This is a genomic window from uncultured Microbacterium sp., assembly GCF_947632095.1.
Taxonomy (GTDB): domain Bacteria; phylum Actinomycetota; class Actinomycetes; order Actinomycetales; family Microbacteriaceae; genus Microbacterium.
In genome coordinates, this window is sequence record NZ_CANROA010000002.1 from 63854 (window position 1) to 79615 (window position 15762).

Annotated in this window: 16 protein-coding genes; 2 read left to right on the top strand and 14 right to left on the bottom strand. The window is 67.6% G+C overall.

Annotation, left to right across the window (positions count from 1 at the left end):
- The first annotated feature begins 133 nt into the window (after positions 1 to 133).
- Positions 134 to 1597 (top strand): DEAD/DEAH box helicase, encoded by a 1464-nt coding sequence (locus Q0Z66_RS01515; protein ID WP_298036872.1) that lies wholly within the window; start codon positions 134 to 136, stop codon positions 1595 to 1597.
- Positions 1598 to 1737: 140 nt separating this feature from the next.
- On the opposite strand, the gene Q0Z66_RS01520 is transcribed toward Q0Z66_RS01515, so the two are convergent.
- From Q0Z66_RS01520 to typA, 10 genes are all read right to left on the bottom strand, one after another.
- Positions 1738 to 3033, bottom strand: coding sequence for a citrate synthase (locus Q0Z66_RS01520; RefSeq protein ID WP_298036877.1), 1296 nt, complete (start codon positions 3031 to 3033; stop codon positions 1738 to 1740).
- A 168-nt stretch (positions 3034 to 3201) separates the two neighbouring features.
- On the bottom strand, positions 3202 to 4311 hold the full coding sequence (gene dapC / locus Q0Z66_RS01525) for a succinyldiaminopimelate transaminase (RefSeq protein ID WP_298036880.1): 1110 nt from the start codon (positions 4309 to 4311) through the stop codon (positions 3202 to 3204).
- Between the two features lie 5 nt (positions 4312 to 4316).
- Positions 4317 to 4637 (bottom strand): ferredoxin, encoded by a 321-nt coding sequence (fdxA, locus tag Q0Z66_RS01530; protein ID WP_298036883.1) that lies wholly within the window; start codon positions 4635 to 4637, stop codon positions 4317 to 4319.
- A gap of 9 nt (positions 4638 to 4646) precedes the next feature.
- Positions 4647 to 5054: a histidinol dehydrogenase gene (locus Q0Z66_RS01535; RefSeq protein WP_298036886.1), complete on the bottom strand. Its 408-nt coding sequence runs from the start codon at positions 5052 to 5054 to the stop codon at positions 4647 to 4649.
- 25 nt (positions 5055 to 5079) lie between these two features.
- The gene (locus Q0Z66_RS01540) at positions 5080 to 5394 is read right to left on the bottom strand and encodes an AzlD domain-containing protein (protein WP_298036890.1); all 315 of its coding nucleotides are present in this window, start codon (positions 5392 to 5394) and stop codon (positions 5080 to 5082) included.
- Positions 5391 to 6125, bottom strand: a complete 735-nt coding sequence (locus Q0Z66_RS01545) for an AzlC family ABC transporter permease (RefSeq protein ID WP_298036896.1) — start codon at positions 6123 to 6125, stop codon at positions 5391 to 5393. The genes Q0Z66_RS01540 and Q0Z66_RS01545 overlap by 4 nt, the downstream gene beginning before the upstream one ends.
- Positions 6126 to 6188: 63 nt before the next feature.
- Entirely contained in the window at positions 6189 to 7013 is an 825-nt protein-coding gene (locus Q0Z66_RS01550) for an MFS transporter (protein ID WP_298036899.1), read from the bottom strand.
- A complete protein-coding gene (locus Q0Z66_RS01555) occupies positions 6989 to 7717 on the bottom strand; it encodes an MFS transporter (protein ID WP_298036901.1) in 729 nt (242 codons plus the stop codon). The genes Q0Z66_RS01550 and Q0Z66_RS01555 overlap by 25 nt, the downstream gene beginning before the upstream one ends.
- Positions 7714 to 8733 carry a glutaminase A gene (gene glsA, locus Q0Z66_RS01560; RefSeq protein ID WP_298036903.1) on the bottom strand — a complete coding sequence of 340 codons (1020 nt, stop codon included), beginning with the start codon at positions 8731 to 8733 and terminating at the stop codon, positions 7714 to 7716. The genes Q0Z66_RS01555 and glsA overlap by 4 nt, the downstream gene beginning before the upstream one ends.
- A gap of 87 nt (positions 8734 to 8820) precedes the next feature.
- Positions 8821 to 10731 carry a translational GTPase TypA gene (gene typA, locus Q0Z66_RS01565; RefSeq protein ID WP_298036905.1) on the bottom strand — a complete coding sequence of 637 codons (1911 nt, stop codon included), beginning with the start codon at positions 10729 to 10731 and terminating at the stop codon, positions 8821 to 8823.
- Between the two features lie 113 nt (positions 10732 to 10844).
- Between typA and Q0Z66_RS01570 the strand changes: the two genes are divergently transcribed.
- Complete coding sequence (locus tag Q0Z66_RS01570; RefSeq protein ID WP_298036907.1) at positions 10845 to 11609, top strand: CPBP family intramembrane glutamic endopeptidase; 765 nt, start codon at positions 10845 to 10847, stop codon at positions 11607 to 11609.
- A gap of 9 nt (positions 11610 to 11618) precedes the next feature.
- On the opposite strand, the gene Q0Z66_RS01575 is transcribed toward Q0Z66_RS01570, so the two are convergent.
- Genes Q0Z66_RS01575 through Q0Z66_RS01590 form a run of 4 tightly spaced genes read right to left on the bottom strand, consistent with a single transcriptional unit; the run spans position 11619 to position 15685 of the window.
- Entirely contained in the window at positions 11619 to 12155 is a 537-nt protein-coding gene (locus tag Q0Z66_RS01575) for a PH domain-containing protein (RefSeq protein WP_298036909.1), read from the bottom strand.
- Positions 12152 to 13810 carry an ABC transporter ATP-binding protein gene (locus Q0Z66_RS01580; protein WP_298036912.1) on the bottom strand — a complete coding sequence of 553 codons (1659 nt, stop codon included), beginning with the start codon at positions 13808 to 13810 and terminating at the stop codon, positions 12152 to 12154. Before Q0Z66_RS01580 ends, Q0Z66_RS01575 begins: the two co-directional genes overlap by 4 nt.
- Before the next feature lie 20 nt (positions 13811 to 13830).
- Positions 13831 to 14766, bottom strand: coding sequence for an ABC transporter permease (locus Q0Z66_RS01585; protein ID WP_298036915.1), 936 nt, complete (start codon positions 14764 to 14766; stop codon positions 13831 to 13833).
- Positions 14756 to 15685 (bottom strand): ABC transporter permease, encoded by a 930-nt coding sequence (locus tag Q0Z66_RS01590; RefSeq protein WP_298036917.1) that lies wholly within the window; start codon positions 15683 to 15685, stop codon positions 14756 to 14758. Before Q0Z66_RS01590 ends, Q0Z66_RS01585 begins: the two co-directional genes overlap by 11 nt.
- Between the last annotated feature and the right edge of the window lie 77 nt (positions 15686 to 15762).

The following is a 15762-nucleotide window of genomic DNA, read 5'->3' on the forward strand; positions in this document are numbered from 1 at the left end:
TCAGACCGTAGCGAGCTGAAACAGCTCCTCCACCAGTTGGCGTTTCGAACGGCGAACCTCTGCGCACTTCCTGTGCGCGGTCGCCCCCTTCAACGAATCAGAGCGCCTTCAAGGTGCTCGTGGAGTAACTCCTATGCCTACTTTCCTCGAACTCGGCGTGCCCGCACGCCTCGCCGACGTGCTCGCCGCCGACGGCAAGACCGAAGCGTTCGCCATCCAGCGCGACACGCTCCCCGACTCGCTCGCCGGTCGCGACCTCCTCGGCCGCGGCCGCACCGGCAGCGGCAAGACCATCGCCTTCTCCCTCCCCCTCGTCTCGCGCCTGAGCGCCTCAACGAAGAAGACCCGCGCCTCGCACCCCCGCGGCCTGGTCCTCGCACCGACCCGCGAGCTCGCCACGCAGATCGCCGCGACCGTCGCGCCCCTCGCCGAGGCCGCAGGCCTTCGCGTGTCGACGATCTTCGGCGGCGTGAGCCAGAAGCCGCAGGAGCAGGCGCTGCGCAGCGGCGTCGACATCATCGTCGCGTGCCCCGGCCGCCTCGAAGACCTCATGAAGCAGAAGCTCGTCTCCCTCGACTCCGTCGAGGTCGCCGTGCTCGATGAGGCTGACCACATGGCCGACCTCGGCTTCCTCCCCGGCGTCACCCGCATCCTCGCCGCCACCCCGGCCGACGGCCAGCGCCTGCTCTTCAGCGCCACGCTCGACCGCGGCATCGACACGCTCGCCAAGCGCTTCCTCTCCAACGCCGTCAGCCACGAGGTCGACGAGGCGAGTGTGCCCGTCGGCGAGATGACGCACCGCGTGCTCATGACGACCTCCGCCGAGCACAAGAAGCAGGTCGTGAACGACCTCGCCTCCGGCACGGGACGACGCATCCTCTTCACGCGCACCAAGCACCAGGCCAAGAAGCTCGCGAAGCTGCTGACCTCCGCCGGCATCCCCGCCGTCGATCTGCACGGAAACCTCTCGCAGAACGCCCGCGAGCGCAACCTCAGCGCCTTCTCGGCCGACCCCGCCGACGGCGGCGTGCGCGTTCTCGTCGCCACCGATGTCGCCGCTCGCGGCGTTCACGTCGACAACGTCGACCTCGTCGTGCACGTCGACCCACCCATGGAGCACAAGGCGTACCTGCACCGCTCCGGTCGCACCGCCCGCGCCGGCGCCGCCGGAACCGTCGTCACGGTCGTGCTGCCCGAGCAGCGCCGCGATGTGAAGGATCTCCTGCGCAAGGCGCAGATCACGGCCGACCTCGAGCAGGTCGATTCCGGGATCATCGACGAGCTCGTCGGCGAGAAGGCTCCCTACGTCAAGCCCGTTCCGGTGCAGCAGCAGAAGCAGCAGCCCAAGAAGAAGCCGCGCCAGCCCCAGCAGCACGGCGAGCAGGGCTCGAGCAACCCGCCCGCACGCCGTCGGCGTCGTTCCGGCCAGGGCGGCGGGCAGGGCGCTGCCGCTTCGACGCAGGGCGCCGCATCCACCGGTCAGGGCCAGCGCTCGGGCGGCCGCCCCGCTCAGCAGGGGCGCATCCAGGTGGGCCAGCGCGTCGCCGACACGCGTCGCCCGCGCCGGGCTCAGGGCGGTGGCTCGCAGAGCCGCTGACCGTCATCACTGGATGCCCCGCCGGTTCGCCGTGCGGGGCATCCGTGTCTGCGGGCGCCCCTGCGCTCGATGCCCACCCCACGAGAAAGGCCCCGAACCCTCCATCGGAGGGGTTCGGGGCCTTTCGGGATCCGCGGTGATCAGCGGGTCGGGAACGCACGCTCCGGCGATCCCGTGTACAGCTGCTGCGGGCGGCCGATCTTCGTCTGCGGGTCGAGCTGCAGCTCGCGCCACTGCGCCAGCCAGCCGGGCAGACGGCCGATCGCGAACAGCACGGTGAACATGCGCGTCGGGAAGCCCATCGCCTTGTAGATCACGCCGGTGTAGAAGTCGACGTTGGGGTACAGACGACGCTCCTTGAAGTAGTCGTCGGCGAGGGCGATCTCCTCGAGCTCCTTCGCGAGGTCGAGGAGGGGGTCGGTGACGCCGAGCTCGCGCAGAACCTCATCGGCTGCATCCTTGACGAGCTTGGCGCGCGGGTCGTAGTTCTTGTAGACGCGGTGCCCGAAGCCCATGAGCTTCACGCCGTCTTCCTTGTTCTTGACGCGCTCGACGAAGCGCTGCACGCTCTGACCCGAATCGCGGATCTGACCGAGCATGGTCAGGACGGCCTCGTTGGCACCGCCGTGCAGCGGGCCGGAGAGGGCCTGGATGCCGGCGGAGACCGAAGCGAACTGGTTGGCGCCGGTGGAGCCCACCAGGCGCACGGTCGAGGTCGAGGCGTTCTGCTCGTGGTCCTCGTGGAGGATCAGCAGAAGCTCGAGGGCCTTCGACATGACCGGGTTGACCTCGTAGGGCTCGGACTGCACACCGAAGTTGAGCTTGAGGAAGTTGTCGACGAAGCTCAGCGAGTTGTCGGGGTATAGGAAGGCCTGGCCGATGCTCTTCTTGTGCGCGTAGGCGGCGATGACCGGCAGCTTCGCGAGCATGCGGATCATGTTGAGCTCGACGTGCTCGGGGTTGCTCGGGTCGGTCTGGCCCTCGTAGTAGGTCGACAGCGCCGAGACGGCGGAAGACAGCACCGACATGGGGTGCGCCGTGTGCGGCAGAGCCGTGAAGAAGTGCTTGAGGTCTTCGTGCAGGAGCGTGTGACGGCGGATGCGCTCGTCGAAGTCGGCCAGCTCGCTGGGCGTAGGCAGCTCACCGTAGATGAGCAGCCAGGCCACCTCGAGGAACGAGCTGTTTCCCGCGATCTGGTCGATCGGGTACCCGCGGTAGCGCAGGATGCCCTGGTCACCGTCGATGAATGTGATCGCCGACTTGGTCGACGCGGTGTTGACGAAGCCGTAGTCGAGGCCCGTGAGGCCCGTCTGCTTCGTCAGCGTCGAGAAGTCGATGCTGTCGTTGCCCGCCGTCCCGCGCAGGACGGGGAACTCCGCCGTCTTGTCGCCGACCGTGAGGGTCGCCTTGGCCTGCTGATCTGCCGCTGCGCTCACGCGGACCTCCTTGTACGTTTCGTGACCGATTGGTCGTAGTCGTCGAGGGCGATGCATGGCGCATTGCGCCGGGTCGGGTCTCGACCGAATCGCCTCTATAGCCTAGTGGGCTGTTCGCCCTCCTGTGACATCAGCCAAGCAGGAGCCGGATTGCCCTGTGGGAATCCACTAAGACTCGCCGAGGAGCCGGCGGGCAGCCTGCTCCACGCACTCCAGCGGAGCCGTGAGCGAAAGCCGGATGTGCTGGCTCGCATCCGGTCCGTAGAAGGGCCCGGGCCCCGCGAGGATGCCGAGATCCGCGAGCCGCGCCATCGACTCCCAGGCGTCGCGGCCCTCGGTCGCCCACAGGTAGAGCCCGGCCTCGGAACCGTCGATGCGGAACCCCGCGGCCGCCAGCGCCGGCCGCAGCAGATCGCGTCGGATCCGGTAGAGCTCCTTCTGGTGGGCGACGTGCTCGTCATCGCCGAGGGCGGCGATCATCGCCTCCTGCACGGGCAGCGGCATCATCATGCCGAGATGCTTCCGGGCCGTGAGCAGAACGGCGATCGTCTCGGCGCAGCCTGCCACGAAGGCTGCGCGATAACCGGCGAGGTTGGACTGCTTACTCAAGGAATAGACGCTGAGGAGACCAGCACGCGAACCTCCGGTGACACGGGGATCGAGGACGGAGGGCACCGGCTCGTGAGCCCACTGGCCGTCCCAGCCGAGCTCGGCGTAGCACTCGTCGCTGGCCAGGACAGCGCCGAGCTCGCGCGCGCGTCGGACCGCGTGCGCCAGCTCTTCCGCCGTCCAGGTGCGACCATCGGGGTTTCCCGGAGTGTTGATCCAGATGAGCTTCGTGCCCTCGGGCCAGGCATCCGGGTCGTCCTCGGCGAGCGGTGCGGCGCCGACGATGCGGGCACCGACCTCATAGGTCGGATAAGCCACGCGGGGGAAGACGACGGTGTCACCTGCTCCGAGACCCAAAAGCGTCGGAAGAAGGGCGACGAGCTCCTTCGAGCCGATCGTGGGCAGAACTTCGTCGACGCGGAGCTCCGGCACGCCGCGTCGGCGCGCGTACCAGTCGACGATCGCCTCGCGCAGCGCGGGAGTGCCGACGTTCTGCGGATAGGAGTGCGCATCGGTCGCCGCGGAGAGCGCGCGCCGGATCACCTCGGGCGTCGGGTCGACGGGCGAGCCGATCGACAGATCGACCAGGCCCTGCGGATGCTGCGCGGCACGCTCACGGAACGGGACGACAGCATCCCACGGGTAGTCGGACAGGTCGCGCACGCCCATGCGGATCAGTCGCCCTGCGGGGGAAGTGCCGCGATGATCGGGTGATCGTGCTTGATGACACCGACCTTGGCGGCGCCTCCGGGGGAGCCGACCTCTTCGAAGAACTCGACGTTCGCCTTGTAGTAGTCCTGCCACTCATCGGGCAGGTCATCCTCGTAGTAGATGGCCTCGACGGGGCACACCGGCTCGCATGCTCCGCAGTCCACGCATTCATCGGGGTGGATGTAGAGCGAGCGCTCACCCTCGTAGATGCAGTCAACGGGGCACTCGTCGATGCAGGCGCGATCCTTGACATCGACGCACGGAAGGGCGATCACATACGTCACCCCCTCAGTCTACGACCCGTTTCCGCCCTTCGGCTCCGCATCAGAGACGCGCGGCTGCATGCGCATCTTCGACATCGAGGGCCAGGAGACCACGAGCAGGGCGATGCCCGCGACCAGGTAGATCCATACCTGCCCCAACGGGGTGTTCGGCACGATCACCGAACCACCGGGGCCCTCCCCCGAGATCACCGTCAACATGCCCAGCATGCCGATCGCCGTCGCCACGGCGGCGGCGCGATCGCGGGTGAGCGTGCGCACCGCGACGAGCAGCGCTGCGCAGGCGACGCCGCCCACGATCAGGCCGATCGGGATGGGCCCCCACATGAGGCTGTGTGCGATCGTGCCGGCCGTCCCGTAGACGACGCCGACGAGGGCTGCGGCGATCCAGGACAGGGCGCGGGAGATCCAAGGGGGCACGCTCAGATCTTACGCGGCCCGTCTTTCACGCCGCCCAGCCGAGCAGCCGGAGTCCGGCCGCCACGGCCGCCGCCGCGATCACGACGATGAGGAACGACTGACGCAGCGCCAGCAGCCCGCCGGCCACCAGCACCGCGGGAAGCCGCGCATCGACAACCACGGCCTGCCCGGCACCGAGCGTCTGCACGGCCAGCAGGGCCGCCAGCAGCGCCACGGCCAGAAGATCGGAGATGCGGGCCGGACGCGGAGCTTCCAGCAGATGAGCGGGGATCAGATACCCGAAGGCCTTCAGCGCGGCGCAGATGCACGCCGCCAGCAGAACGGCGCTCCACACGCTCACAGCTTCTCCTCCTGACCGACAGCGCGCTCCGGCCGATCGAACCAGTTGAACCAGCCGACGACGATCGCGACGACGGCGGCGATGAGAACCGGCATGCCCGGCATGACGATGGGTGTGAGGGATGCCGCGACGACGGCCGCCGCGACGCCCACGGCGACCGCCTGCCGTTGTTTGAGGCGCGGCCACAGCAGGGCGAGGAAGGCGGCGGCGGCCGCGGCATCCAGCCCCCAGGCCTTCGGATCCCCCAGCACGTCGCCCAGGAGCGCACCGATCAGGGTCGCCAGGTTCCACCCGAGGAAGACGCCCAGGCCCGTCACCCAGAATCCGAGTCGGCGCAACGGCGCCGTGGGCTGCGAAATCGCAACGGCCGTCGACTCGTCGATCGTGACGTGCGCAGCCGCGGTACGGCGCCAGAATCCGGGCCCGACGACCGAGGACATCCTCATGCCGTAGGCGAGGTTGCGCACCCCCAGCAGAGCCGAGGAGGCCACCGCCGACGGAAGCGCGGCGATTCCCCCGGCGCCGAGGATCCCGATGAACGCGAACTGGGATCCGCCCGTGAACATCAGCAGGCTGAGCACGCACGTCTGCCAGATGTCGAGACCGGATGCCACGGCGAGGGCTCCGAACGAGATCCCGTACGCGCTTGTGGCGACGGCGACGCCGAGGCCTTCTCGCCAGACCTCGCGCCGGGCGAGGCCCAGATCGGGCGTGTCGCGTTCGGGATGCATGAGGCCAGTCTCTCGCACGGAGGAAGTCGCCGCGCACCGGCGGATGCGCGATCTCCTCCTCGTTCAGTCCACCGGCGACGGGTCGGGAATCTCCTCGGGTGTGTACTTCGGCAGACGCGATGCCGGCAGGATCGCGAGCGCGCTGACCCCGGCGAGGACGAGAAGTCCGAGCCGGAGCGTTCCCAGACGTGCTTCTTCGTTGACGACGACGGCGGCGTCCACCTGCGCGGGCGTCGCATCCGTGTCCTCGAGCACCGTCTTCAGCTCGTCGTTGCTGATGAAGTTCACCGCATCGAGGTCGACCTGCGCGATCAACTCCGGCGGCAGTTCTGGATGCTCGATCACCGCGCGCCCGACGCTCAGCCCCAGCAGCGACACCAGCAGAGCTCCTGCCACAGCCGTGCCGACCGCCGAGGCGAGGTTCTGCGTGGTTCCGCGCAACGATCCCACGTCGCCCGCGAGTGCCGACGGCGCCGAGGTCACGAGCACGTTGAAGACCAGCGTCACGAGCGCCCCCTGGCCGACACCGAAGACGAAGAGCCCGAGGATCGTCGGGAGAGTCTCCCAGTTGTTGTTCACGACCGCCGAGAGCCAGACGAGCGCCGCCGTGGTGAGGATGAACCCGGCGATGCCGATCGTGCGCGGCGGGTACTTCTTGTACAGGCGCACCACGAGCACCGCGGTGAAGAACACCGTGAGGTTGAACGGCATCATCGCCAGCGACGTGTCGAAGGGCGTGCGCCCCTGCACGATCTGGATGTACAGCGGGATCGAGAAGTTCACGCAGGCTTCCAGAGCGACCACGATGAACATCGCGTAGACGGCCGCGCGCTCACGCGACGAGTCGAGGATGCTCAGGTCGATCAGCGGCACCTCGCCGCGCGCCATCCGGCGTCGCGTCCAGAGGAAGAACGCCTGCCCCAGCATGATGCCGACGACGATGAACAGAGGCGCGGGCGACAGGCCGAACACGCTGAAGGGCGCGGCTTCGGTCGCCGACAGCGCCCCCAGCCATTGAGGTTGTTGAATCCCAGCGTCAGCAGCACGATCGCCGCGATGCCGAGCACGATCATGAACACCGGACGCCACCCCACCAGGGTGCCCAGGGTTCCTCCGATGAGGAAGGCGCTGACGCCGGAGAACGCCCGCGCAGACCCCAGCGTGCCGATCGCGGTCGCCTGCTGGGCCCCGCGGTAGTTCTCGGCGATGAGGGCGACGAGCGATGGCACGATGATCGCGGCCGCCGCCCCGGCGACCGCCTGACCGCCGATCGCCCAGCCGATGCTCGGACCGAAGATCATCATGAGCGACGAACCGGCGAACAGCACGATCACGACACGGAAGATCAGCACCCACCCGATGCGCTGTCCGAGCTTCGCGCCGGTCATCACGAGGGCGGCGACCGCCAACCCGTAGACGACGATCGTGGAGCTCGCCACGGTGGGCGCGACGCCGAACTCCTCGACGATCCCGCCGAGCGAGATCGGCAGCGCCGCGACGTTGAACGACATGAGCACCTGCGCGAGGAACAGGCTGACCATCGGCAGCCAGGACGTCTTGTGCGCAGCATCCTGCGCCTGCCCGCCGGTCACCAGCGCGCTTCCTGCACGTCCCCGCTCTGCGGCGCGGACGCGAACATGTTCATCCCCATCACCCGCGACAGATGACCGATCGCGTGCTGCGCGCGCACCGAGTTGCCGGCGTGGTCCAGACGGGGCGAGAACGCGGCGGCCGCGCCCTTGCCGGGGGCGACCGCGACGATACCTCCGGAGACCCCCGATTTCGCGGGGAGTCCGATCTCGAACAGCCACTCCCCCGACTGCTCGTAGAGCCCGTTCGCCGCCACGACGGCGAGCGTATCGCGGCAGACGTCCGCAGAGACCACCCGTCGCCCCGTGACGGGGTTCACCCCGCCGGATGCGAGCGTGGCCCCCATGACGGCGAGATCATGCGCGGTGACCCGCAGCGAGCACTGCCGCGTGTAGACCTCGACCATGGCATCCGCATCGGGCCTCAGCCGCGCATAGGAGACCAGCAGCCGGGCGAGGGCGCGGTTGCGATGGTTGGTCGCCATCTCCGAGAGGAACACGTCCTCGTCGACCTCGAGCTCGCGACCGGCGAATTCGGACAGCCCCGATCGGATCGTCTCCCACTTCTCCTCCGGCGTCTCCCCCGCGACGAGCGCGGTCGTCGCGATCGCGCCGGCGTTGACCATCGGATTCATCGGATGCCCGGCGTTCAGCTCCAGCGCCATGACGGAGTTGAAAGGCAACCCCGTGTTGTTGACGCCCACGATGTCGCGCACAAGACCGTGGCCATGCTCGTGGATCGCCAACGCGTAGACGAACATCTTCGACACGGACTGGATAGAGAAGGGATGCTGCGCGTCACCGGCATCGTAGAAGCGGCCATGCGGCGATACGAGCGCGATTCCGAAGAGATCGGGGTCCGTGTCGGCGAGCACCGGGATGTAATCAGCGACCTGACCGGTTGCGTCATCCCGGCAGAGCCCCATCGTCTCCTGGACGAGCGACTCGACGTGCCCCCACTTCGGCAGATCCCCCGTCGAGACGTGCTGCGGAGTGTCCTCGAAAACCGTCGTGTCCATTGCGCCCTTCCCACAGATGAAGAACCGCCCTCAGCGGTCACGATAAACGTAACGGCTGAGGGCGGTCTTCGGGGATCCGAATTCGGATCAGGCGTTGGCGTCCTGACGCTTCTGGCGCGAAGCCTCGCGGCCACGGACCGTCTGGTCGAGGATGACCTTGCGGATGCGGATCGCCTCCGGGGTGACCTCGACGCATTCGTCGTCGCGGGCGAACTCGAGGCACTCCTCGAGCGACAGCTCACGAGGCGGGGTCATCGACTCGAAGGAGTCCGAGCTCGCCGCACGCATGTTGGTGAGCTTCTTCTCCTTCGTGATGTTGACGTCCATGTCGTCGGCGCGGGAGTTCTCGCCGATGACCATGCCCTCGTAGACCTCTTCGGTCGGCTTGACGAAGAACGACATGCGCTCCTGCAGGGCGATCATCGCGAACGGGGTGACGACACCGGCGCGGTCGGCGACGATCGAACCGTTCTGACGGGTGGTGATGGAACCGGCCCACGCGTCGTAACCGTGCGAGATGCTGTTCGAGATGCCGGTTCCGCGGGTCGTGGTCATGAACTCCGTGCGGAATCCGATGAGGCCACGGGCGGGGATGATGAACTCCATGCGCCCCCAGCCGGTGCCGTGGTTGATCATGTTGTCCATGCGCGCCTTGCGGTTCGCCAGCAGCTGCGTGATCGCGCCGAGGTACTCCTCGGGTGCGTCGATCGTCAGGTGCTCGAAGGGCTCGTGCACCTTGCCGTCGATCTGCTTGGTGACGACCTGGGGCTTGCCCACGGTCAGCTCGAAGCCCTCACGGCGCATGTTCTCGACGAGGATCGACAGCGCCAGCTCACCGCGGCCCTGCACCTCCCATGCGTCCGGGCGTCCGACATCGACGACCTTGAGCGACACGTTGCCGATGAGCTCGCGGTCGAGGCGATCCTTCACCATGCGCGCGGTGAGCTTGTGGCCCTTGACCTTGCCCATGAGCGGCGACGTGTTCGTGCCGATGGTCATCGAGATGGCCGGGTCGTCGATGACGATCTGCGGCAGCGGACGAACATCCTCGGGGTCGGCGATGGTCTCACCGATCGTGATGTCTTCGAAGCCGGCGATCGCGACGATGTCGCCGGGGCCGGCGGACTCGGCCGGGTAGCGCTCGAGCGCACGGGTCATGAGCAGCTCGGTGATGCGGGCGTTGCTCGTCGTGCCGTCGGAGCGCACCCAGGCGACCGTCTGGCCCTTCTTCAGCGTTCCGTTGAACACGCGAAGCAGCGCGAGACGACCGAGGAACGGGCTGGAGTCGAGGTTCGTGACCCAGGCCTGCAGGGGCGCCTCATCGTCGTAGGCGGGAGCGGGGATGTGCTCGAGGATCGCGCCGAAGAGCGGCTCGAGGGTGTCGTTGTCGGGCAGCTCGCCGTTGGCGGGACGGTTCATCGACGCTGCGCCGGCACGACCGGACGCGTAGACGACGGGCACGTCGAGCAGCGCGTCGACATCGAGGTCGGGCACGTCGTCGACGAGGTCGGATGCCAGGCCCAGCAGGAGGTCCTGCGCCTCGGCCTCGACCTCTTCGATGCGGGCGTCGCCGCGGTCGGTCTTGTTGACCAGGAGGATGACGGGGAGCTTCGCCTCGAGTGCCTTGCGCAGCACGAAGCGGGTCTGGGGCAGCGGGCCCTCGGAGGAGTCGACGAGCAGCACGACACCATCGACCATGGAGAGGCCGCGCTCGACCTCACCACCGAAGTCGGCGTGACCCGGGGTGTCGATCACGTTGATCGTGACCGGAACATCGGAGTGGATGCCGTTGTAGGTGATCGCCGTGTTCTTGGCGAGGATTGTGATGCCCTTTTCCCGCTCGAGGTCGTTCGAGTCCATGGCGCGCTCATCGACGTGAGCGTGTTCACCGAAGGAGCCCGTCTGACGGAGCATCGCGTCGACGAGCGTGGTCTTGCCGTGGTCGACGTGAGCGACGATTGCGACGTTGCGGAGGTCTGAGCGAAGGGCGTGCGCCATGCAGGTTTCCTAAAAGGGATGTTGGGATGCGCCGGGATGCCGACTCTTCAGGCTACCGTATGCTGTCTGACCGCTGTCTGAACGGCGGATGGACTCTGCCGTAGCATCGGGCTGTGCCCGCTCCTGCCGACCCCGCTCCCCTGACCCGCACCCGGATCCGGTGGGAGATCACGATCGTGCTTCTTCTGGGTCTCGGCATGTCGGCGATCTACGCGATCGTGCAGTTGGCGTACCGCGTCACCTCCGAGATTTCCCTGGCGGATCAGAGCACCACGCTGAACCCGTCGCGCAGCGACCGCGAGGTGTTCGACCTGATCTATCAGCTGCTCGCCCTCACGAGCTCCGTGATCCCGGTGCTGCTCGTGTGCTTCCTCCTCTGGCGGAGCCGACGCCCGCACCTGGGCCTGCTCGGCCTGGACGACACCCGCATCGGGTCGGACATCGGCCGCGGCATCCTGCTCGTCGCCGCGATCGGCGTGCCGGGCATCGCCCTCTACGTCATCGGACGGATGCTGGGGCTCTTCGTCGCGGTCGATCCCGGCGGGCTCGACCAGCACTGGTGGACCGTACCGGTCCTGCTGCTGTCCGCCGCCCGCGCCTCGCTCATGGAGGAGTTCGTCGTGCTCGGCTATCTCTTCGACCGGCTGCGCCGCCTCGGCTGGGGGCCGTGGACGATCATCATCGCCACCAGCGTGCTGCGGGCGACCTACCACCTGTATCAGGGGCCGGGCGCATTCATCGGCAACCTCGCGATGGGCCTGCTGTTCGGCTGGCTGTTCACCCGCACGGGCCGCTTGCTGCCGTTCCTCGTCGCGCACTTCCTCATCGACGCGATCGCCTTCGTCGGCTATCCGCTCGTCGCACCGTACCTGCCCTGAGTCGGGCGCTCAGCCGAAGAACGGTGAGACGGCGCACCACAGGATCAGCGCAGAACCCGAGATGATCTCCGGCCACGCCCAGACCCGCACGAGGGATGCGGCATCCGCTTCCCCCGCCTTGCGGGCAGACTCGAGGCGCTCGCGCATGATCTCCAGCTCCCGGTCGACGGGCTGAGCGGCGCCGGATCGGTGCGGCCGGCGGGCCGTCGTCGCCCAGGCGCGAACATCGCTCCCGCCGGCGAGGTGGAAGGACACCTGCCAGCGCAGGGTGATGTCCTCGATCGCGGACCACGGGATGCGCGTTGCCAGAAGCGGGTTGCGCACCTCGACAGCATCCGCTTCGAGGATCACGCGCGGGCGGTCGAAGAACACCCACATGATCCAGATGACCGCCAGCATCCACGGCGCGAAGCGCGCCGCCATCGCCCATCCTCCTCGCAGAACGATGTCTGCGAGGAGGATGACGACGACGACAGCGACGACGACGAGCCAGACCGTGCCCGTGACCGGGCGGACGATCCGCCGCGAAGAGTCCTCCGCGCTCACAGACCGCCCAGTTTCACGGACTTTCCGGGAATCGCGTCGAGCAGACGCTGCGTGTACTCCTGCTGCGGGTTCGCGAAGATCGCATCGACCGCGCCCTGCTCGACGATCCGGCCCTGCTCCATGACGCAGACCAGGTCGCTCGAGACGCGCACGACGGCGAGGTCGTGCGTGATGAACAGATAGGTCAGGTCGAGCTCGGACTGCAGCTCGGCGAGCAGCTGCAGGATCTGGTCCTGCACGAGCACGTCGAGCGCGGAGACCGCCTCGTCGAGGACGACGATGCTGGGCTTGAGCGCCAGGGCCCGCGCGATCGCGATGCGCTGGCGCTGTCCGCCGGACAGCTCGTTCGGGTAGCGGGATGCCAGCTCGCGCGGCAGCGCCACCTGATCGAGGAGCTCGAGAACCCGGGCCCGACGCGATGCCGCATCGCCCACGCCGTGCACGTTGAGCGGTTCGGCGATGAGCGAGCCGATCGAGTGCAGCGGGTCGAGGGATCCGTACGGGTCCTGGAAGACCGGCTGCATGCGTCCGCGCAGATCGAAGACCTCGCGTCGCGACAGCGAGGTGACATCCGCACCGTCGATGAGGATCTCACCGGCGGTCGGTTTCTCCAGCTGCAGCACCATCTTCGCGACGGTGGACTTGCCCGAGCCGGACTCCCCCACCAGCGCGAGCGTCTTGCCGCGCGGGATCTGGAACGACACGTCATCGACGGCGCGCAGCAGTTCGCTGCGGAAGCCGCCCTGACGGATCTTGTACTCCTTGCTGAGCCCGCGCACCTCGACGGCGGGCGCGGCCGTCGAGAGCACGGCGGTCGTCGTCTCGACTCCGCGGTCTTCGGCCGTCGCCTGAATGCGCTGCGAGGCGAGGCTGGGAGCCGCTGCGACGAGGCGCTGCGTGTAGGGGTGCTGCGGGTTCTCGAGGATCTCCCGGCTGGGACCGGACTCGACGATCTCGCCCTGGTTCATGACGATGATCTTCTCGGCGCGGTCGGCCGCGAGGCCGAGGTCGTGCGTGATCAGCAGCACCGCGGTGCCCTTCTCACGGGTCAACGTCGCGAGGTGATCGAGGATCACCCGCTGCACCGTCACATCGAGAGCACTCGTCGGCTCATCCGCGATGAGCAGCTCGGGGTCGGCCGCCAGGCCGATGCCGATCAGTGCACGCTGGCGCATGCCGCCCGAGAACTGGTGCGGATACTGGTGCATGCGACGTGCAGCATCGGCGAGGCCGGCCTGCTGTAGCACCTCGACCGCGCGCTTCTCGACGTCCTTGGAGCTCTTCGCGAGCCCGTTGGCACGGACCGCCTCCTTGACCTGGAATCCGATCGACCAGACCGGGTTCAGGTTCGACATCGGGTCCTGCGGGACGTATCCGATCCGACGACCGCGGATGTTCTCCATCTCCTTGCGCGAGACGGTGGTGAGGTCGATGCCGTCGAACATGATCGACCCGCCGCTGACCGAGCCCGTACCCGGGAGCAGATCGATGACAGCCGAGGCCGTCGTCGACTTGCCCGAGCCGGACTCGCCCACGATCGCGACGGTCTCGCCGGGGAAGACATCGAGGTCGACGCCGTGCACCACTTCGCGCTGCTTCTGACCGGTGCCGAAGGACACCTTCAGACCACGGATGCTCAGCAGGGGTTCAGACATTTCAGTCGCTTTCGAAGTGTTCATCGCTGCGCCCTCGACTTCGGGTCGAGCGCATCGCGCAGCAGTTCGCCGAGCATGATGAAGGCGAGCACGGAGAGGGTCAGCGCCAACGACGGCCAGATCAACGCCATCGGAGCCGTGCGGATCGCGGTCTGGGCCTGCGAGATGTCCGCGCCCCATGAGACGACGCCGCCGCCGAGTCCGACGCCGAGGAACGACAGGGTCGCCTCCGCGACGATCGCACCTCCCAGGCTCAGCGTCGCCACGACGATGACCGGGACGATGGCGTTAGGCAGCACGTGCACCAGGAGCGTCCGGAACCGGCTGAGGCCCAGGGCGACCGAGGCCATCACGTAGTCGGACTGCTTGACCCGCAGCACCTCGGCGCGCGCGATGCGCGCCGTCGACGCCCAGTTGAACCCGCCGATCGCGAAGGCGAGCGTGAGCATGGTGCGCTGATCCGACAGCACCGACATGACCACGATCGCGGCGATGATGTAAGGGATCGTGAAGAAGATGTCGCCGATGCGCGAGAGCAGCGAGTCGAGCCATCCGCCGTAGAAGCCCGCGAGAGCGCCCATGATCACACCGAGAACCGTCGAGATGATCGTGGCGAGCAGACCGACGACGAGGGATGTGCGCGTGCCCCACACGATGCGCGACCACGTGTCGCAGCCCTGGCGGGTGAAGCCGAGCGGGTGCCCTGGCTGCGGGCCACCGTTGCTGTTGACGAGCTTGCACGCGCCACCGCTGGGGGCGACCGAGGTGAACAGTGCAGGTGCGATGGCCATCGTGACGAAGAACGCCACCATCGCCAAAGAGATCCAGAACATCGGGCGGCGGCGCAGATCACGCCAGGCATCGCGCCACAGCGTGCTCTTGCGATCGCTGATGCGGACCGCATCGACCTGGATGGCGTCCTTGACGGGTGCGACGAAGTGAGAATTAGCGGACATAACGGATCCTCGGGTCGAGCAGACCGTAGAGCAGGTCGATGAGCAGGTTGATCAGCACGTAGAGCACGACGAAGACGGTCACGAACGACACGATCGTCGGCACCTCGTGCTTGAGGATCGCCTGGTACAGCGCGTTGCCGACACCGGGCACGTTGAAGATGCCCTCGGTGACGGTCGCGCCGACCATCAGTACGCCGAACTGCGTCGCCGTATCGGTGACCATCGGGATGAGCGAGTTGCGCAGCACGTGCACGGGGATCACGCGGCCCCGCGAGAGCCCCTTGCTGTAGGCGGTGCGCACCCAGTCCTGCCCGAGGGTCTCGATCGTCGAGGCCCGGGTGAGGCGCATGCTCGTGGCGTAGATGCTCACGGCCAGCACCATCGCCGGCAGCATCAGGCCGCCCCAGCCGTTGTTCGATCCGACGGTCGGCGAGAACCACCCCAACTGCACCCCGAAGAAGTACTGCGCGAGGAAGGAGAGCACGAAGATCGGCACGGCGATGAACAGCAGCGCCACCACGAGCATGGCGTGGTCGAAGAACGTTCCCTTGAGAAGGGCGGAGCTTGCGCCGATGACGATCGCGAGGATGAACGCCATCGCGATCGCGAGGATCGCCAGGCGCAGCGTCACCGGGAAGGTGCGCGCGAGAACCGCTGTCACCTCCTGCCCGGAGAACGTGGTGCCCAGATCGAAGCGGAAGATTCCGGCCAGGTAGTTCAGGTACTGCACGAAGAACGGCTGGTCGAGCATGTACTGCTCGCGGAGCCGGTCGATGACCGCCTGGGGCGGCTGCTTATCGCCGAACAGTGCGGCGATGGGGTCTCCCGGCATTGCGAAGACCATGTAATAGATCAGCAGCGTGGCGCCCAGGAATACCGGGATCACCTGCAGAATCCGTCTGAGGATGTAGATGGCCATCCCCGACCTCCCTCTGGAAAAGCGTCATCGTCCGTCATCGACGAATCGATGACGGACGCATGGTCGCGAAGAGCATG